The following is a 19618-nucleotide window of genomic DNA, read 5'->3' as shown; positions in this document are numbered from 1 at the left end:
AAAAGCAGGCGGCTTAGGCCGGACTATCATAAGCCTGCCTTATGATAACTACAGAATTTTTATATGAATACAGAGAACTACTGAGGCGATACCATTGATTTTAACGGGTATTTTGGCAACGGAACGCCCTATTTTGGAAAGGCTTTTGATCGCGGCAGACCAATCCGCAAAAGTGACTGGCATAGCTGCCCTCGGGCATGCATTCTAGAAACAACCCGGTCGGCAAAGACCGAAAAACAATAACGAAAAACGGCGAAAAGCCATCAGCAAAGGGAACAGGGGAATGAGCGATTACAAAAACTACCTCGCCAATCAGGTCATGCTGGGCAAGATGAACCGCCGTGAATTCATCGGCCGCACCGTGGCCGCTGGCGTGGCACTTTCCAGCGCAAGCACGTTGTTCGCCTCAAGCGCCGAGGCACAGGAGCCCAAGAAGGGCGGTCACCTGAAGCTCGGCCTCGAAGGTGGCTCGGCTACCGACAGTAAGGATCCGGGCAAGAATCTGTCGCAGGTCACCTTTGTGTCCAGCCATAACTGGGGCGACCTGCTCGTCGAATCCGACCCGTTTACGGGTGCGCCGGTGCCGTCGCTGGCCGAATCCTGGGAACCGTCGAAAGACGCCGTCACCTGGACCTTCAAGATCCGCAGCGGCGTCAAGTTCCACAACGGCAAGGACCTGACCGTCGATGACGTTGTCGCGACGCTGAAGCGGCATTCCGACGAAAAGTCGGAATCCGGCGCCCTTGGCGTCATGAAGTCGATCAAGGAAATCAAGGCAGACGGCGGCAATCTGGTGGTGACCTTGAACGAAGGCAACGCCGACATGCCGCTGCTGCTGAGCGCCTACCATCTCGTCATCCAGCCGAACGGCGGTCTCGACGATCCGAATGCTGCCATCGGCACCGGTCCTTACAAAATGACCAGCTGGGAACCGGGCGTCCGCGCCACCTACGAGAAATTCCCGGAATATTGGCGCACCGATCGCGGCTTCGTCGACTCGGTCGAAATCATCGTCATGAACGACGCGACCGCCCGCATGGCTGCGCTGTCATCTGGTCAGGTGCACTTCATCAACCGCGTCGATCCAAAGACAGTCGGCATGCTGAAGCGTGCGCCGAATGTCGAGATCCTTTCGACCTCGGGCCGTGGCCACTACGTGTTCATCATGCATTGCAACACAGCCCCCTTCGACAACAACGACCTGCGTCTTGCCTTGAAATACGCGATGGACCGCGAGACGATGGTTGACAAGATCCTCGGCGGCTACGGCAAGGTCGGCAACGATTTCCCGATCAACTCGACATATGCCCTGTTCCCTGACAGCATCGAACAGCGCGCCTACGATCCGGACAAGGCGGCCTTCCACTACAAGAAATCCGGCCATGACGGCTCGGTCCTGCTGCGCACGTCGGACGTCGCCTTCCCGGGCGCCGTCGATGCGGCCGTGCTTTATCAGGAAAGCGCCAAGAAGGCCGGCATCAACATCGAGGTCAAGCGCGAGCCGGGCGATGGTTACTGGACCAACGTCTGGAACGTGCAGCCTTTCTCGACATCCTATTGGGGCGGCCGTCCGACCCAGGACCTGATGTACTCCACCGCTTACCTCTCGACGGCAGACTGGAACGACACCCGGTTCAAACGTCCTGATTTCGACAAGGTGCTGCTTGAAGCCCGCTCCGAACTCGATGATAACAAGCGCAAGGAACTCTACACGGCGATGGCGACCATGGTCCGCGATGAAGGCGGCGTTATCCTGCCAATGTTCAACGACTTCGTGAATGCCAGCACCAAGCAGGTGAAGGGCTACGTCAAGGACGTCGGCAACGACATGTCAAACGGCTTCGTCGCAACCCGCGTCTGGCTCGACGCCTGATGGCGGGTGGACCGATCATGGATCCGGCGCATGCGACGGGTCCGGCTGCGGGAGGCGAAAGCCTCTCGCAGTCCACCCCCGTTTCCGGAGCGATGGTGACACCTGATGCGGGCGTCGCCGCCGGAACATTCTGGCGCCGTTTCACCCTGCGCCGTCCTTTGGCGGCTCTCATCATTCAGCGCCTCGGTTTGAGCGTTGGTCTTCTTTTTGCCGTGTCGCTGATGATCTTCGGCGGCGTGGAAGCCTTGCCGGGCGATTTCGCCACCACCTATCTCGGCCAGTCGGCAACCCCACAGGCGGTTGACAACATCCGCAAGGATCTCGGCCTCGACAAGCCGGTTACCGAGCGCTACCTCAGCTGGCTTGGCGGTGCGGTGAAGGGCGACTTCGGAAAATCCTGGGCCAGCAAGAACTCTGTCAGCGAACAGATCAGCAAGCGGCTTGGAAACTCCCTGTTCCTCGCTTTCTTCGCAGCGATCATTTCCATACCGCTGGCGGTTGGGCTGGGCATGCTGGCCGTGCAGTACCGAAACCGCTTGCCGGACAAGATCATCAACGTCGTCTCATTGGCTGCAATCTCGCTTCCCGAGTTCTTTGTCGGCTATCTCCTGATCCTGTTCTTTGCCGTTCAGATGGGCGTGGCAACCTTCCCGTCCACCGTCTATGACGGAATGAGCTTTGGCGAACGGCTCTCGGCCATCGCGCTGCCGGTGGCGACGCTGGTGCTGGTCGTTCTTGCCCATATGATGCGCATGACACGCGCCGCCATCCTCAACGTCATGTCGTCTGCCTATGTCGAGACGGCGGAACTGAAGGGCCTTGGCGCTTTCCGGATCATTGCCCGGCACGCCGCTCCCAACGCCGTCGCTCCGGTTATCAACGTTATCGCGCTCAACCTTGCCTATCTCGTGGTCGGCGTCGTCGTCGTGGAAGTGGTGTTCGTCTATCCGGGCATGGGCCAGTACATGGTCGATGCGGTCACGGTGCGCGACATGCCGGTGGTGCAGGCCTGCGGCCTGATCTTCGCCGCCTTCTACATTTTCCTCAACATGGCCGCGGATATTCTCGCCATCCTCGCCAATCCGAGATTGAGGCACCCACGATGAGATTAAGCTCCATTCCCCTCAGCGCCTGGGTCGGCATCATCGGCATCTCCGTGGCCCTGTTCTGCGCCATCTTCGCGCCCTGGATCGCACCTTTTGGCGAACGCGATGTCGTCGGTGATATCTGGCTGCCGATGGGTGGCGACTTCCTGCTCGGCACCGACAATCTCGGCCGTGACCTGCTCTCCCGCCTGATCTACGGATCGAGAACGACGATCTTCGTGGCGCTTGCCGCGACGGTCATCTCTTTTTCGCTTGGCATGCTCCTGTCGTTCACGGCGGCGGTGACCGGTGGTCTCATCGATCAGCTGTTCTCCCGCTTCAACGACCTGATGATGGCGATCCCGACCCTGATCTTCGCGCTGGTCGTGCTTGCCGTGTTGCCGCAGCAACTGTGGATCTTGATCCTGGTCATGGCAGTTCTTGACAGTACCCGCGTCTTCCGCATCGGCCGCGCCGTGGCGCTCGATGTTGCAGTGATGGAATTCGTCGAGGCGGCACGTCTGCGCGGCGAAGGCACACGCTGGATCATCTTCCGGGAAATCCTGCCGAATACCCTCTCGCCGCTGCTGGCCGAATTCGGCCTGCGTTTCGCCTTCTCGATCCTGTTCCTCTCCACCCTCTCCTTCCTCGGCCTCGGCATCCAGCCGCCGGCCGCCGACTGGGGCGGCATGGTCAAGGACAACAAGGACGGTATCATCTTCGGCATCTCGGCGGCCTTGATCCCCGGCGGAGCGATTGCTGGCCTCGCCATCTGCGTCAACCTCGTCGTCGACTGGCTGATGAAGCGTACCTCGAGCCTCAAGGGAGGGCGTGGCGATGCCTGAATCTTTGCATAACAAAGACCTGCTGTCCGTCAAGAATCTGAAGATCGAAGCCACCAGCTATCCGCCCGGTGAAGCACCAAAAACGGTGACCCTGGTCGAAAATGTCTCCTTCGACGTTCAGAAGGGCAAGGTCCTCGGCCTGATCGGCGAAAGCGGCGCCGGCAAATCCACCATCGGCCTCGCCGCCCTCGCCTATGGCCGCGGCGGTGCTGCCATCACCGGTGGTCAGGTCCTGCTCAACGGCAAGGATATCCTGACGCTTGGCCGCGACGGTGTCCGCACCATTCGCGGCTGCAAGGTCTGCTATGTCGCCCAGTCGGCAGCAGCGGCCTTCAACCCGGCACACAAGCTCGGCGAGCAGGTGATCGAGGCGGCGCTGCGCCACAAGATCATGACCCGGCCCGAAGCAGAAAAACGAGCACTCTATCTCTTCCAGGTGCTCGGCCTTCCCAACCCGGAAACGTTCGGCAACCGCTACCCGCACCAGGTCTCCGGCGGCCAGCTGCAGCGCGCCATGACCGCGATGGCGCTCTGCCCCAATCCGGAACTGATCGTCTTCGATGAACCGACGACAGCACTCGATGTCACCACCCAGATCGACGTTTTGGCGGCGATCAAGCATGCCATCGAGGAGACGCATACGGCCGCGCTCTACATCACCCACGACCTCGCCGTCGTCGCCCAGATCTCCGACGACATCATGGTGCTGCGCCATGGCAAGACGGTGGAATATGGAACGACGCAGCAGATCATCGAAGCGCCAAGGGAAGACTATACCCGCGCGCTCGTCAGCGTTCGCCAGACAAAGCGCGAGGAAGCCCGGGACCAGAGCAACACGCTTTTGAAGATCGAGCATATCAGCGCCGGTTACGCCAATGGCTTCAAAGTCCTGCACGATGTTTCCATGCATCTGCCGAAAGGCCAGACGCTGGCGATCGTCGGCGAAAGCGGCTCCGGCAAATCGACACTGGCCCGCGTTATCACCGGCCTTCTGCCGCCGTCTGAAGGCAGGATCACCTTCGACGGCAAGGAGCTTCCAAAGGCGCTGCGCTCGCGCACCAAGGAAGAGCTACGCCGTGTGCAGATGATCTACCAGATGGCGGACACGGCGATGAACCCGCGCCAGACGGTGCGCGATATCATCGGCCGTCCGATCTCGTTCTACTATGGCCTGCATGGCGCCAAGAAGACGGAGCGGGTCAAGCAGCTGCTCGACCAGATCGAGATGGGCGACCGTTTCCTCGACCGCTACCCGGCAGAACTATCGGGTGGCCAAAAGCAGCGCGTGGCAATCGCCAGAGCGCTGGCGGCCAAGCCGGAACTGATCCTTTGCGATGAACCAACCTCGGCGCTCGATCCGCTGGTGGCCGAAGGCATCCTGAATCTTCTTCTGAGACTTCAGGAGGAAACCGCTGTTTCCTATGTCTTTATTACCCACGACATCGCTATCGTCCGCGCTATCGCAGACTCCGTTGCAGTCATGCACCGGGGCAAGTTGGTGCGCTTCGGGCCAAAATCCAAAGTGCTCTCGCCACCCTTCGACGACTATACCGACCTGCTCTTGAAGTCGGTTCCGGAGATGGAGATCGGCTGGCTGGAAAAAGTCCTGAAGACCCGCCGGATGGAAAGCGCCGGTAACTGATCAAACGAAAAACCTTCCCTTCGCACACCGCTGAAGGGAAGGAATGCCCTTCAGCGTCGGCCGCTCACTTGGCCGTGCAGCTCACATCGCCGAGCCGCTGCATCGGCTGATCGTTTGCCGTGACCGTCGTTTCGCCCTTGGTGGCGCAGTCGGCTTTTGCAGATGATCCGGACCGCACCCGAACCAGCGGCTGCCCCTCGATCATGATGCCTGGCACGATTTCATAGAGATCGGCCGGGCAATTGACGACATCCGACAGCCTCAATGCCGGCGCACCGCCGATGAAGACACTCGACGCACCGGACAGCGCGCAACCGGCAAGCGGCGAAGGGGCGGCATCTTCGGCAAGAACTGGCCAGGCACAAAGACCAAGCAGCGCCAATCCAGCAATAACAACCTTCAACATCCTCACACCCTCGCGCTTGCGTTACTCAAATCCTATGACGAAACGGACGATAGTGCGACGGGCCGCTCAGAAATTTTCCGGGACGGACAGGATGCCGGACGACGGCGCTTCGAGGTAGCCACGCACCGTCGCCGGCAATTGCCGCGAGTTTTCCGGCAACACGCCGCAACGCGACAGAACCTGCCGCTTGTCCGGATTGGTGCCGAGATGCCGCCAGATGACACGCGAGGCATAAGGCAGGTTTTCCTTGCGCCAGGATACGCCCATGGTGACGCCGCGCAGATAGACACGCTGGTGAACCTCGAACGGGATGAGGATCGTCTGCGACATCATCGGCTGCCGGCTGACGCTCCGCTCGGTAATGAAAATGCGATTGCGCAGGAAGGCCGCCAGCCCGATATATTTCGAATACTGCCTGATTTCGTGGGCCGCATCACGAATGCGCTCGATCGATTTGACATGCACCGAGCCGTTTTCCTCAAGAAGCCGGGCGCAGGAACAGACAATCAGTCCCGGCCATGACGGTGAGAAATGGTAGGTCTGGAAATAACCCAGATGCCGGCGGAGCGACTGCAGATCTCCCGGAAGGCCTTCCAGCAGCTGTCCGCTATCGACCCGGCGTTGATCCGGCCGCGTCATGCGCGTCTGGAAGACTGACGTGGCCAGAGAGAAGTCCTGGGACCCCACACCGAAGAATGCAGCGATACGAGCAAGGTTATATGCAGACGGCCGGGCCTCGCCTGAAATATACCGGTTGAACTGCTGGCGATTGATGCCGATCTCGCGGCAAATCTGCGAAATGGACGGCCGCGTGGCGCAGGCGAACCGCAGATTTTCGGTAAAAGTCTCATTGTCGGACACGGGTGGTTTCCTTGGCAATTTTATACAGCGTAAAGTCGCTTAAATCAGCGTCAAGTCGCGAAATTGTGTCAATCGCGTTTACCGCTACGTTTCCTCCTGAAAACCAGCAATAAAGGGAACAGCAAATGCGTGATTTCACCAAGGGGCCGGACAATATGATGACCAGTGGCGAGGTCAATCGCCGAACCTTCCTTGGCGGTACGGTCGCCCTCGGTCTTGCCGCCGGTTTCTCCGGTACGTTGATCGCAGGCAAAGCCCGTGCGGAAGAGCCCAAGCGCGGCGGCCACCTCAAGCTTGGTCTCAAGGGCGGTGCCACAACAGATTCGCTCGACCCGGCCACCTATAGCGGCTCCGTCCTGTTCACCATCGGCCATCTCTGGGGCGATACGCTGGTTGAGTCCGACCCTGCGACGGGTGCTGCCCTCCCTTCCCTTGCCGAATCCTGGACCCCCTCGCCCGATGCATCGGTCTGGACATTCAAGCTGCGCAGCGGCGTGACGTTCCACGATGGCAGCCCGCTAACGATCACCGATGTGATCGCCACACTGAAGCGTCATGCAGACGAAGGCTCCAAGTCCGGTGCGCTTGGCCTGATGCGCTCGGTCAAGACGATCGAGGACAAGGCGGGCGAACTCGTCCTGACGCTCACCGAAGGCAATGCTGATCTGCCGCTGATCCTGACCGATTACCACCTGATTATCCAGCCGGGCGGCGGTGTCAGCGATCCGACCTCGACCATCGGCACCGGTCCCTACAAGCTCACAAGCTATGAGGCCGGCCTGCGCTCGACTTTCGAAAAAAACACCGCCGACTGGCGCTCCGATCGTGGTTTCGTCGAGAGTGTCGAGATCATCGTGATGAACGACAACACCGCGCGCGTCGCGGCGCTGGCCTCCGGCCAGGTGCATTTCATCAATAATATCGATCCGAAGACGGTTCCGATGCTCAAGCGCGCGCCGAAGGTCGAAATCCTCAAGACCGCAGGCAAGGGATTCTACAGCTTCCTGATGCATTGCGACACCGCGCCCTTCGACAACAACGACCTGCGGCTGGCGCTGAAATACGCCATCGACCGCCAGGCTATCCTTGACCGCATTCTTGGCGGCTACGGCAAAATCGGCAATGACTATCCGGTCAACGAGAACTACGCTTTGGCGCCAGAGGGCATCGAACAGCGCGCCTATGATCCGGACAAGGCGGCGTTTCATTACAAGAAATCCGGCCATGACCGGCCGATCCCGCTGCGCACCTCCGACGCTGCCTTTGCCGGCGCCGTCGATGCCGCCGTGCTCTTTCAGGAAAGCGCCAGCAAGGCCGGTATTCAGATTGAAGTCCAGCGCGAGCCGGAAGACGGCTACTGGACCAATGTCTGGAACGTCCAGCCGTTCTGCGCATCCTATTGGGGCGGCCGCCCGACGCAGGATTCGCGCTATTCGACCTCTTATCTTTCGACTGCGGAATGGAATGACACGCGCTTCAAGCGTGATGACTTCGACAAGATCCTGCTTCAGGCCCGCTCCGAACTCGACGAGACCAAACGCAAGGAACTCTACCGCACAATGGCGCTGACGGTGCGGGACGAAGGCGGCCTTATCCTGCCGGTCTTCAACGACTATGTGAACGCGGCCTCGGCATCGCTGAAGGGCTTTGTCCACGATATCGGCAATGACCTTTCGAACGGATACGTGGCAAGCCGCGTCTGGTTCGACAATTGAAAGCGGAATGACAGAAATGGATAGCATGTCCAAACGCAGCTTTACCCTGATCGAGAACGAGTGGATCATTCTCGCTGACGGCACACGGCTTTCCGCCCGCATCTGGATGCCGGATGGTGCTAGCGCCACCCCCGTTCCGGCGGTGCTCGAATACCTGCCCTATCGCAAGCGCGGCGGCACCAATGCCCGTGACGAATCCACCTACCCGGTCTTTGCGGCCGCCGGCATTGCCGGCGTACGCGTTGACATCCGTGGCTCAGGCGAAAGCGACGGCGTCATCGACGGCGAATATACGCCGCGCGAACTGGCAGACGGCTGCGAGGTGATCGCCTGGATCGCCGCCCAGCCCTGGTCGAACGGCAATGTCGGCATGATGGGTATTTCCTGGGGCGGCTTCAACTGCCTGCAGGTCGCAGCCCTCAAGCCGCCGGCGTTGAAGGCCGTCATCTCGATCGCCTCGACGGTCGATCGCTACAACGATGACATCCACTACAAGAACGGTACGCATCTCTCGGCCCAGCTCTCCTGGGCTGCGACCATGCTGGCCTACCAGTCGCGGTCTCCCGATCCAGCACTGGTTGGCGACAAATGGAAGGACATGTGGCTGGAGCGGCTGGAGAACGAGCCCTATTTCATGGAGGAATGGCTCCAGCACCAGCGCCGTGACGCGTTCTGGGAACATGGCTCGATCTGCGAGGATTTCGGCGGCTTTCCGATCCCAGCCATGGTCATTGCCGGTTGGGCTGACGGCTATCGCAACACGCCGATGAAGGCAGCCGAAGGTCTTGGTGACAAGGTCAAGGCCATGATCGGCCCCTGGGTGCACAAATACCCGCATTTCGCCTGGCCAAAACCGCGCGCCGATTTCCACGGCGAGGCGATTGCCTGGTGGAACCACTGGCTGCGCGACGAGCAGACCGGCGTCGAGGCATTGCCGCAGATGCGCGCCTTCATCCTCGATGGCCCTAAGCCTGCGCTGCGCCGCAATGTCGAGCCCGGCTTCTGGGTGGCAAAGGACGAGTGGCGGCCGCCGGAAATGCAGACGTTCTACGTCGATCAGTTCGGCAGCCTTAATGACGGCATGCCGATTGCCGGAGCCCATGACCACAACGTCTACCTGAAGTCACCGCTCGATACCGGGACGGCTTCCGGCGAATGGTTCACCCTGAAGCCCGATGCCGAGATGGCCGGTGACCAACGCGTCGACGATGCCGGGTCACTCACCTTCGAAACAGCGCCGCTAACACACGCTCTCGATTATCTCGGCCAGCCGGTGCTGACCGTCGAGCTTACCTGTGATGCCGATTGGGCCAATCTCGTTGCCCGCGTTGTCGATATCCATCCGGATGGCACAGCGACCCGCGTCACCTTCGGCGTGCTGAACCTCGCCCACCGCGATGGCAATGCCGAACCGAAACCGATGGAAAAGGGCAAAAAGACAAGGGTGCAGCTGGTTCTGGACGCCTGCGGCTACCGTTTTGGCACTGGCCACCGTATCCGGTTGTCGCTCTCAACCGCCTACTGGCCAATGGTGCTGCCCGCCCCATCAGACCCGGGCCTGACATTCGACCTGGCAACCCTCGGCCTTGCTCTGCCAAAACTCGGCGAACACCGGACGATCGCCATGCCGGAGCCGGAAAATCCGGATCCGCTGCCAAAATACATCGAACGGCAGGAAGGCAAGACCAGCCGCCGGGTCGAGCGCGACATGACGACGGGAAAAACCCACTATCACATCTACGAGGATGGCGGCCTGAGCGAACACCCCGATACCGGCTTGATCACCGGCGATATCCGCGACGAGACCTGGAGCATCGCGGCAGACGATCCGTTGTCGATGACCGGTGTCTCCACATGGACTTGCTCAATCAAGCGTGAGGGTTGGTCGGTGAAAACCGTTTCGGTCTCGCGGATCGCCTGCACGGCGACCGAGTGGTTGACGTCAGCCTCCGTGACCGCTTTCGAAGGAGAAACGCAGATCTTCGAAAAAACCTTCGAAACGCGCGTGCCCCGCGACTTCATGTGAGAACGGGCGCGGCCTCTGCCAGGGCCGCGAGCGCCCGCTCCGCATCCTTTGCAGGCACGAAAATGTGGTCGTGGTGATAGGCCGCGACCACATTGGCACTGATGCCATGCCGCGTCAGCGCCACAGCCACCGCCGCCGTCAGCCCCACGGCTTCAAGCGCCGAATGCACGGTCAACGTAATGCAACGCATGACCGGACCATAGGCCAGACCGGCTTTGTCGGCCGCCGTCTTTTCGACAATCAGGGTCAGGCCCTCATCCTCGCGAAAGAAACCAATGGGCTCCAGCGACCACCATCCAGTCTCCTGTGCCGGCACGCTGCAATAGACGTAATCACCCGGACGCAAGTCCGGTCGCATATCGCGCAAGAGCGTTCCGAGATCGGTGATGCCGGTCATTTCCATCTCCATGCCTTAAGTCCCTGCCGGATCACACGGATGTGTATCCCTGTCTGCGGTCTGTCACTTTGGCGTTACGCACGCATTTGCGATTTGACCAGCCTGCCTCTGTTGGCCACTGTTTGCTCCTAAAGCAAGGCCGCATATCGCTGCAATCGCCAGCCGGTCGCCCTGCCTGTGTCACCAGACCATCGAAGGAGGATTACCATGCCGCAGCTCGGAAAAGACAGTATTTCGCAAGCGACCAAACGCCCGCTCATTTTTGGACTGGCCGGCGTGACGGCAATCGCCGCTGCGGTGTTTACAATGTCCTCGACCTTCAGCAATGCAGCCGAAGACGCCGTCGTCATTCCGCCGCCAGCCATTGATGAGGCAGCTGCCGCAACCACCGAAAAGGCCGTATTCGCTGGCGGCTGCTTCTGGGGTGTGCAGGGCGTGTTCCAGCATGTGAAGGGCGTCAAGAACGCCGTCTCCGGCTATTCCGGCGGCGCCAAGGATACCGCCATCTACGAAACTGTCAGCGGTGGAGACACAGGCCATGCCGAGGCCGTCGAAGTCACCTACAATCCGAAGATGGTCACCTACGGCCAGCTGCTGCAAATCTATTTTTCGGTTGCGCACAATCCGACACAGCTGAATTATCAGGGGCCGGATCACGGCACGCAATATCGCTCGGAAATCTTTACGACCAACAGCGAACAGAAGAAGATCGCCCAAAGCTATATCGCCCAGCTCGACAAGGCTAAGGTCTATGGCGAGCCTGTCGTCACCAAGGTGTCCGACATGAGCGCGTTCTATCCGGCCGAGGAATATCACCAGGACTTCCTGACGCTCAATCCCACCTACCCCTATATTGTCTATAACGACATGCCGAAGATCGAGAACCTGAAGGCGCTCTTCCCGGCAGAATTCAGCGCCAATCCGGTTCTGGTTTTGAAGGCCAAGGGCTGATCAGAGCGTCCCGACAAGACCGCTGACACCGCGGCACAGATGCACAAAACCGTCGCGCGCGCCCTCACTCATGTGACGGGCGCGCAGCCACGCGTGAATCATCTGCGGTTCGTCTCGATAGGTGACATTGACACCCGCAGCGATCAGCCGCTGGGCATAAAGGGCCGCATCATCCCGCAACGGATCGAAATGCGCAGATGTGATATAGGCCGGCGGGAAGCCGGAAAAAGCGGCCGCTTTCAAGGGATGGGCAAAGGCGTTGTCTGCCGGTACTTTCAGAACATCGCGGTAATAGGCGACATCTGCTGTCGTCAAGCCCGGTGCCTCAGCCATTTCGACATAGGAACCGGAAACCAGATCGCCGCCCAGCCCCGGATAGATCAGTACCTGCCCAACAATACCGCTCAATGCCTCTGCCCTGGCTTTCAGCACCATACCCGCCGCCAGATTGCCGCCCGCACTGTCACCCACAACCACCAGCGGCCGGCCATCGGCAAGCAGAAAACTCAGCACCTCGAAACAATCGTCAAATGCCGCCGGCCAGACGTGCTCCGGCGCCAGCCGGTAATCGACGGACACAAGTTCAGCCTTTGAAGCATGCGCGATCTCGGCGCAGATGGCATCATGACTCTGCAACGATCCGACAACAAAGCCGCCGCCATGGATATAGAAAATTCGCGTTTGCGTGACGATCGCGACGGGCTGATATCGGCGCACCGGAATACGGCCGCCAACCGTTTCATCCTGCCGCACCAACCCGGCCGGTGACGGCGCATCGAACTCCGCGCAAAGTGCATCATACCAGGCGCGCTGCTGCTCAATCGGCGCATCGACAGCGTCGGCCGGATAGAAGTCCTCGCAGCGTTTGTGAAAGGCGAGAATACCGGGTTCGGTGGGGATTGGTTTTGACAAAATCGAATCCATAAGCTGTTTCTGCATCCAGTACGGTAAGCCTATCAAATTCATCTCTCAGCACTATCCGAAAACCGGCATACAGTAACGCTTCCCACACGGGCACTGACTGCGGATACGTGTTGACAGCACACCTTCCGGCATCTTGCCATCCCCCCACTTCGCCGTGTTAGCTAGGCCATGGCCTTCACGCTCCGTCAGCTCCAGTATTTCATCGCCGTCGCCGAACAGGGGTCCGTTACCCGCGCGGCGCAGAACCTGTCGATCTCGCAATCCTCGATCACCGAAGCCGTCAAGGAGCTGGAAACCGATCTGGGCGTCGAGCTGTTCGAGCGACATCCGCGCGGGCTGCATATCACCCATAATGGCCACCAGTTCCTGCGCCATGCGACCAAAATTCTGGCCGGGGTTTCCGATGCCCGCCGGTCGTTTTCGCAGGAGCGGGAGGAGCGCACCGGTGGCAAGCTCAATCTCGGGGTGACGTCGCTGGTCGCCGGTTATGTGCTCTCGGACCTTCTCTCCCGCTATCGCCGCGCCTGCCCTGGCGTCGACGTGAGTGCCATCGAAGACAATGGTTCCTATCTGGAGCACCTGTTGATCGGCGGCGAACTCGATGTCGCCGTCATGGTCATCTCCAACCTGCGCGACCGCATGGCGCTGCAGGCCGAAATCATCCAGACATCGCCCTACCGCCTCTGGTTGCCGCTCGGTCATCCGTTGGTCTCCGCCGATATCATCTCGGTTGCCGATATCGCCAAGGAGCCGCTTATTATGTTGACGGTCGATGAAATCGAGGAAAATACCGGCAAGCTGTTGACCGCGCTCGGTGCCCGCCCGCATGTCGCCTTCCGCACACGTTCAGTGGAAGCGGTACGCAGCCTGGTCGCCACCGGCGCCGGCATCGCGCTGTTGCCCGATCTGGTCTACCGGCCCTGGTCGCTGGAAGGCGACCGCATCGAAAGCCGCGATGTTTCCGGCGCCCTGCCGGTCGTTCAGGTCGGCTTAGTCTGGCGCAAGGGATCGGGCCTACCGCAATCGGCCAAGGATTTCATCGGTGTGGCCGAGGCGCTCAGGAGCGGACGCGCCCGTTAAAACCTTCTGATATCGGAAAAACCGATAGCGCCATTCTGATTAATGGATTTGCGAAAGCGGCAAAATCGAGGCACCTTTCGTTTTGGGAACAAGACCGAAAAATTCGGACACCAAAATGGGAGACTGAAGATGAAGCAGATTCTGAAATCCTGCACCGCGCTCACCCTTTCGCTCGCTTTCGCCACCCATGCTTTCGCAGCCGAACCGCTGAAGGCACTCGGCAAGGGTGAAGGCGAACTGTCGATCGTCGCATGGGCCGGCTATATCGAGCGCGGCGAGACCGACAAGGCCTATGACTGGGTTACATCGTTTGAGAAGGAAACCGGCTGCAAGGTCAGCGTCAAGACTGCTGCAACCTCCGATGAAATGGTCGCCTTGATGAACGAAGGCGGCTTCGACCTCGTGACGGCATCTGGCGACGCCTCGCTCCGCCTCGTCGCCGGCAAACGTGTCCAGCCGATCAACACCGACCTGATCCCGAGCTTCAAGACCGTCGACGCGCGCATGCAGTCGTCCCCCTGGTACACCGTCAACGGCGTGCATTACGGCGTCCCCTACGTCTGGGGTCCGAACGTTCTGATGTACAACACCGAAGCCTTCAAGGGCGAAGCGCCGAAGAGCTGGGACGTCGTCTTCAAGGAAATGACCCTGCCGGATGGCAAGTCGAACAAGGGCCGCGTCCAGGCCTATGATGGCCCGATCCATGTGGCCGATGCCGCCAACCACCTGATGTTCCACAACAAGGAACTCGGTATCAAGGACCCCTACGAGCTTAACGAAGACCAGTACAAGGCAGCGCTTGACGTGCTGCGCGTCCAGCGCACGCTCGCCAGCCGCTACTGGCATGACGCGATGATCCAGATCGACGATTTCAAGAACGAAGGCGTCGTTGCCTCCGGGTCCTGGCCGTTCCAGGTCAACCTAATGCAGTCGGAAAAGCTGCCGATCGCTTCGACCATTCCGGAAGAAGGCGTCACCGGCTGGGCTGACACCACCATGCTGCATGCCGAGAGCGCCCATCCGAACTGCGCCTATATGTGGATGGAACACTCGCTGTCGCCCAAGGTCCAGGGCGACGTCTCCGCCTGGTTCGGCGCCAATCCTTCGGTCGGTGCTGCCTGCAAGGGCAATGAACTTTTGACCGACGGTGGCTGCAAGGCCAACGGCTACGATGATTTCGACAAGGTCAAGTTCTGGAGAACCCCGACTTCGAAATGCGCCAGCGAAACTGAGTGCGTCCCCTACCACCGCTGGGTCTCCGACTATATCGGCGTGATCGGCGGACGTTGAGCCACCACACACTCTATCGCAATGCCCCTCACCCTAGCCCTCTCCCCGTAAACAGGGAGAGGGAATGATTGAGCCTGCCGCCAGCCCCGTTTACGGGGAGAAGGTGGCCGACAGGCCGGATGAGGGGCCGGTACTTTTAAATTTCCGGAGTCCCCATGACCGCCGCCGTCCTGTTCGAAAACGTGTCCCGCCATTTCGGCACCGTCAAAGCCGTCGATGCGGTCGATCTTGAAATCGCAGCCGGTGAGTTCTTCGCCATGCTTGGCCCCTCCGGCTCCGGCAAGACCACATGCTTGCGTCTGATGGCAGGATTCGAGCAGCCGACCGGCGGTCATATCGAGATTTTTGGTGAGACAGCGGAGGGTGTGCCTCCCTATCGCCGCAGCGTCAACACGGTGTTTCAAGACTATGCCCTCTTCCCGCATCTCTCCATCCTCGACAATGTCGCCTATGGCCTGATGGTCAAGGGCGTCGGCAAGGAACAGCGGCGGAAAGCTGCGGAAGACGCGCTCGCCATGGTCAAGTTGCCCGGCTACGGCCAACGCCGCGCGGGCCAGCTTTCCGGCGGCCAGCGCCAGCGCGTGGCGCTCGCCCGCGCGCTCGTCAACAAGCCAAAGGTGCTGTTGCTCGACGAGCCGCTTGGTGCGCTGGATCTCAAGCTCCGCGAGCAGATGCAGGAGGAGCTGAAGACCCTGCAGAAATCGCTTGGCATTACCTTTGTCTTCGTTACCCACGACCAGGGCGAAGCGTTGTCAATGGCCGACCGGATCGCCGTCTTCAACGATGGCAGGATCCAGCAGCTCGGCACGCCGGAAGATATCTACAAGCGGCCGCAGACCCGTTTCGTCGCCGATTTCGTCGGCTCGTCCAATGTTCTCTCCAGCGCCACCTGCGCCAGGCTCGGCGTTCCCGCGAAAGCCGCCAGCCTGCGCCCGGAAGCCATCGCCATCGGCACATCCTGGGCCGAGCAGCTGACGCTACCGGGTAAGGTCACTGCCCGCAGCTTTCTCGGCGCCACCAACCGTGTCAGCGTTGATTGCGACGGCGAACAAATCATCGTCGCCAGCCCCGCCGCCATGCCGGTTCCTGATATCGGCGCCGAAGTGCAGCTCGCCTTCTCGCGCAACGATCTTCACCTGATGGAGGTCGCATGAGCGCGTTGGCCACTGAAGCAACCATGCTGCCGAACCGGCCGGGACTGTCCGGACGGATCTCCGATTTCCTGTGGAAGCATCCGCATGTACTTCTGCTGATCCTGCTCGGCCCGCCGGTGCTCTGGCTCGGCGTCATCTATCTCGGCTCGCTGTTTGCCCTGCTGCTGCAGAGCTTCTTCTCGATCGATGATTTCTCGGGCCTGATCAATTACGAGTTCACGCTGGCGACCTACAAGCAGCTGCTCTCGGACGCCAATTTCGACATCATCGTCCGCACCGTGACGATGGCCGCCGTGGTCACGATTTTTTCCGCCATGATCGCCTTTCCGATCGCCTATTACGCAGCACGTTATGCCAAGGGAAAGTGGAAGGCCGTGTTCTATCTCGGCATCATGCTGCCGCTCTGGTCGAGCTATCTCGTCAAGATCTATGCCTGGAAGCTGATCCTCGCCAAGGAAGGCATCCTCACCTGGGCTTTCACCAAGCTGCATCTGCAGTGGCTTCTCGATGCCTGGCTGTCACTCCCGATCATCGGCGGCAATTCGCTCTCGGTCAGCTATACCGGCACGTTCATTGTCTTCGTCTACGTCTGGATGCCGTTCATGATCCTGCCGATCCAGGCAGCACTGGAACGTGTGCCCGGCAACCTGATCGAGGCCTCGTCAGACCTTGGCGGCAATCCCGGCCAGACGTTTCGATACGTGCTGTTTCCGCTGGCGCTGCCCGGCATCGTCGCCGGTTCGATCTTCACCTTTTCGCTGACGCTTGGCGATTACATCATCCCGCAGATCGTCGGCTCGTCGCGGCTGTTCATCGGCCAGGCCGTCTACGCCCAGCAGGGCACGGCCGGCAATATCCCGCTGGCTGCGGCCTTCACCGTCGTCCCGATCGTCATCATGGGCCTCTATCTCTGGATGGCCAAACGCATGGGAGCCTTCGATGCGCTCTGACCGCTCCACCTCCGCTCCGCTCGGCCTGAAAATCGCGGCGATCGGTGGCCTCGCCTTCCTGCACATCCCGATCCTGCTGATCTTCCTCTATGCCTTCACCACCGAGGAAAAGAGCTACCAGTTTCCGCCACCTGGCCTGACGCTGCAATGGTTCGCCGTCACCTGGAACCGGCCGGATGTTTGGGCAGCACTTTTCCTGTCAGTGAAGGTCGCGACCATCGCCACCGCGATTGCACTCGTCCTCGGCACGCTCTGCGCCGCCGCCGTCAGCCAGACACGGTTCTTCGGCCGCGAGACCATCTCGCTGCTGGTCATCCTGCCAATCGCCCTTCCCGGCATCATCACCGGCATCGCGCTGCGCTCGGCCTTCTCGTTTGCCGATATTCCCTTCTCGTTCTGGACCATCGTGCTCGGCCACGCCACTTTCTGCATTGTCGTCGTCTACAACAATGCCGTCGCCCGCTTCCGCCGAGTCTCCGGTTCGCTGATCGAAGCCTCGATGGATCTCGGCGCCGACGGTTTTCAAACCTTCCGCCACATCATCCTGCCGAATATCGGCACGGCCCTTCTGGCCGGTGGCATGCTCGCCTTCGCTTTGTCCTTCGACGAGGTCATCGTCACCACCTTCACCGGCGGCCAGCAATCGACATTGCCAATCTGGATGCTGGAAGAACTGATCCGCCCGCGCCAGCGGCCGGTGACCAATGTCGTTGCCATGGTGGTGATACTTGTCACCTTCCTGCCGATCCTGGCCGCCTATTACCTCACGCGCGACGGCGACCAGATCGCCGGAGCCGGCAAATAATCCCGCGTCTGTTTCGGAAAAATGGACACCGGTTTTCCGACAAAAACAGGCGCCAGCAAACAAGGGAGAACGTCTATGGATACGCAATTGCTGATCGGATCGACATTCGAAGCCGGCACCGAAGCCGAGGAACTGATCCTCAATCCGCGCACCGGCGGAAAAATCATCGATCTCGCCGAGGCCTCGCAATCGCAGATCGAGCGTGCCGTCGATGCTGCCGAGAAAGCCTTCGTCACCTGGTCGATGACGACGCCCGGCGAACGTTCCGGCTACCTCCTGAAGATCGCCGATGCGATCGAGAAGGACGCCGATGCCTTTGCAGCGCTGGAAGCCCTCAACTGTGGCAAGCCCATCAACGCCGTGCGCAATGACGAACTGCCTGCCATCGTCGATTGCTGGCGTTTCTTTGCCGGTGCCATCCGCAACCTTCATGCAACCGTCGCCGGCGAATACCTGCCCGGCCATACGTCGATGATCCGCCGTGATCCGGTCGGGATCATTGGCTCGATCGCGCCATGGAACTATCCGCTGATGATGATGGCCTGGAAGCTGGCCCCGGCGATTGCAGGCGGCAATACCGTCGTGTTCAAGCCGTCCGAACAGACGCCGCTGACGGCACTGAAGATGGCCCGCCTGCTCGCCGATATCCTGCCTGAAGGCGTCGTCAACGTCATCCTCGGCCGAGGCGATACGGTCGGCAATACGCTGATCAACCATCCAAAGATCGGCATGGTCTCGATCACCGGTGATATCGCCACCGGCAAGAAAGTGCTGCAGGCAGCCGCGAAAACCGTCAAGCGCACCCATCTGGAACTCGGCGGCAAGGCGCCGGTCATCGTCTATGACGACGCCGACCTCGAAGCCGTCGTCAACGGCATCCGCACATTCGGCTACTACAATGCTGGCCAGGACTGCACCGCCGCCTGCCGCATCTACGCGCAGGACGGCATCTACGAAAAGCTGGTTGCCGACCTCACCTCGGCCGTCTCGACAATCAAGTACAGTCTGGCCGACGATACCGAAAACGAGATCGGCCCGCTGATCTCCAAACGCCAGCGCGACCGGGTGGCAAGCTTCGTCGAACGCGCCACCGAGCAGAAGCATATCGAGATCACCACCGGCGGTGCAGCGGGAAGCAAGGACGGCTTCTTCTTCCAGCCGACCGTGGTTGCCGGTGCAACGCAGGAAGACGAGATCGTCCGCCGCGAAGTCTTCGGCCCCGTCGTCTCCGTCACCCGCTTCACCGAAAACGATCAGGCCGTCGCCTGGGCCAACGACAGCGACTATGGCCTTGCCTCCTCCGTCTGGACCAAGGATATCTCCAAGGCGATGAAGGCGGCGTCGCGCCTGCAATATGGCTGCACCTGGATCAACACCCACTTCATGCTGACCAACGAAATGCCCCACGGCGGCGTCAAGCAATCCGGCTACGGCAAGGACATGTCGATTTATGCGCTGGAGGACTACACCGCCGTCAGGCACGTGATGATCAACCACGGGTAATCGTGGATATCGCCAGAGCCCTGCTCTGCGGAACAGCATCAAAGGCCGCGCCGTCAAAAGCGCGGCTTTTGCACGTTTGGGTAAACCACGGAATACTCTGGACGATTTGTC

Annotated in this window: 17 protein-coding genes; 13 read left to right on the top strand and 4 right to left on the bottom strand. The window is 60.3% G+C overall.

The window, feature by feature from the left end:
* Positions 1–283: 283 nt before the first annotated feature.
* The 4 genes from R6X40_RS02975 to R6X40_RS02960 are packed head-to-tail and all read left to right on the top strand — an operon-like array spanning position 284 to position 5445.
* Complete coding sequence (locus R6X40_RS02975; protein ID WP_318410816.1) at positions 284–1873, top strand: ABC transporter substrate-binding protein; 1590 nt, start codon at positions 284–286, stop codon at positions 1871–1873.
* Entirely contained in the window at positions 1873–2979 is a 1107-nt protein-coding gene (locus tag R6X40_RS02970; RefSeq protein WP_318410815.1) for an ABC transporter permease, read from the top strand. Before R6X40_RS02975 ends, R6X40_RS02970 begins: the two co-directional genes overlap by 1 nt.
* Positions 2976–3803, top strand: coding sequence for an ABC transporter permease (locus tag R6X40_RS02965; protein WP_318410813.1), 828 nt, complete (start codon positions 2976–2978; stop codon positions 3801–3803). Before R6X40_RS02970 ends, R6X40_RS02965 begins: the two co-directional genes overlap by 4 nt.
* A complete protein-coding gene (locus R6X40_RS02960) occupies positions 3796–5445 on the top strand; it encodes an ABC transporter ATP-binding protein (protein WP_318410811.1) in 1650 nt (549 codons plus the stop codon). Before R6X40_RS02965 ends, R6X40_RS02960 begins: the two co-directional genes overlap by 8 nt.
* A gap of 64 nt (positions 5446–5509) precedes the next feature.
* On the opposite strand, the gene R6X40_RS02955 is transcribed toward R6X40_RS02960, so the two are convergent.
* Positions 5510–5851, bottom strand: coding sequence for a PAAR domain-containing protein (locus R6X40_RS02955; RefSeq protein WP_318410809.1), 342 nt, complete (start codon positions 5849–5851; stop codon positions 5510–5512).
* A 66-nt stretch (positions 5852–5917) separates the two neighbouring features.
* Positions 5918–6712, bottom strand: coding sequence for a helix-turn-helix transcriptional regulator (locus R6X40_RS02950; RefSeq protein ID WP_318410807.1), 795 nt, complete (start codon positions 6710–6712; stop codon positions 5918–5920).
* Between the two features lie 125 nt (positions 6713–6837).
* Between R6X40_RS02950 and R6X40_RS02945 the strand changes: the two genes are divergently transcribed.
* Both R6X40_RS02945 and R6X40_RS02940 read left to right on the top strand, forming a co-directional pair.
* Entirely contained in the window at positions 6838–8427 is a 1590-nt protein-coding gene (locus R6X40_RS02945) for an ABC transporter substrate-binding protein (protein WP_318410806.1), read from the top strand.
* 25 nt (positions 8428–8452) lie between these two features.
* Positions 8453–10453: a CocE/NonD family hydrolase gene (locus R6X40_RS02940; RefSeq protein WP_318411299.1), complete on the top strand. Its 2001-nt coding sequence runs from the start codon at positions 8453–8455 to the stop codon at positions 10451–10453.
* Here the strand turns inward: R6X40_RS02940 and R6X40_RS02935 are convergent.
* Positions 10446–10850, bottom strand: a complete 405-nt coding sequence (locus R6X40_RS02935) for an ACT domain-containing protein (RefSeq protein WP_318410804.1) — start codon at positions 10848–10850, stop codon at positions 10446–10448. The two genes, R6X40_RS02940 and R6X40_RS02935, sit on opposite strands and share 8 nt — an antisense overlap.
* A 306-nt stretch (positions 10851–11156) precedes the next feature.
* Here R6X40_RS02935 and msrA point away from each other — a divergent pair, with 306 nt between their 5' ends.
* Positions 11157–11801: a peptide-methionine (S)-S-oxide reductase MsrA gene (gene msrA / locus R6X40_RS02930; RefSeq protein WP_318411298.1), complete on the top strand. Its 645-nt coding sequence runs from the start codon at positions 11157–11159 to the stop codon at positions 11799–11801.
* On the opposite strand, the gene R6X40_RS02925 is transcribed toward msrA, so the two are convergent.
* Positions 11802–12725 (bottom strand): alpha/beta hydrolase, encoded by a 924-nt coding sequence (locus R6X40_RS02925; RefSeq protein ID WP_318410802.1) that lies wholly within the window; start codon positions 12723–12725, stop codon positions 11802–11804. It lies immediately after the preceding gene.
* 168 nt (positions 12726–12893) lie between these two features.
* On the opposite strand from R6X40_RS02925, the gene R6X40_RS02920 reads away from it, so the two are divergent.
* The 6 genes from R6X40_RS02920 (at position 12894) to R6X40_RS02895 (ending at position 19507) form a co-directional block, all read left to right on the top strand.
* Positions 12894–13805 (top strand): LysR family transcriptional regulator, encoded by a 912-nt coding sequence (locus R6X40_RS02920; RefSeq protein WP_318410800.1) that lies wholly within the window; start codon positions 12894–12896, stop codon positions 13803–13805.
* 129 nt (positions 13806–13934) lie between these two features.
* The gene (locus tag R6X40_RS02915; RefSeq protein WP_318410799.1) at positions 13935–15095 is read left to right on the top strand and encodes an ABC transporter substrate-binding protein; all 1161 of its coding nucleotides are present in this window, start codon (positions 13935–13937) and stop codon (positions 15093–15095) included.
* Positions 15096–15250: 155 nt separating this feature from the next.
* Positions 15251–16249 carry an ABC transporter ATP-binding protein gene (locus R6X40_RS02910; protein ID WP_318410797.1) on the top strand — a complete coding sequence of 333 codons (999 nt, stop codon included), beginning with the start codon at positions 15251–15253 and terminating at the stop codon, positions 16247–16249.
* On the top strand, positions 16246–17199 hold the full coding sequence (locus tag R6X40_RS02905; protein ID WP_318410795.1) for an ABC transporter permease: 954 nt from the start codon (positions 16246–16248) through the stop codon (positions 17197–17199). The genes R6X40_RS02910 and R6X40_RS02905 overlap by 4 nt, the downstream gene beginning before the upstream one ends.
* A complete protein-coding gene (locus R6X40_RS02900; protein WP_318410793.1) occupies positions 17189–18004 on the top strand; it encodes an ABC transporter permease in 816 nt (271 codons plus the stop codon). The genes R6X40_RS02905 and R6X40_RS02900 overlap by 11 nt, the downstream gene beginning before the upstream one ends.
* Positions 18005–18079: 75 nt before the next feature.
* On the top strand, positions 18080–19507 hold the full coding sequence (locus tag R6X40_RS02895; RefSeq protein WP_318410792.1) for a gamma-aminobutyraldehyde dehydrogenase: 1428 nt from the start codon (positions 18080–18082) through the stop codon (positions 19505–19507).
* Positions 19508–19618: the final 111 nt, after the last annotated feature.

Origin of the sequence: Rhizobium sp. PL01 (assembly GCF_033447125.1) — a bacterium.
In the GTDB taxonomy this organism is placed as follows: domain Bacteria; phylum Pseudomonadota; class Alphaproteobacteria; order Rhizobiales; family Rhizobiaceae; genus Pararhizobium.
The sequence above is the reverse complement of the archived record's forward strand: the minus strand, read 5'-3'. Positions and strand labels throughout refer to the sequence as shown.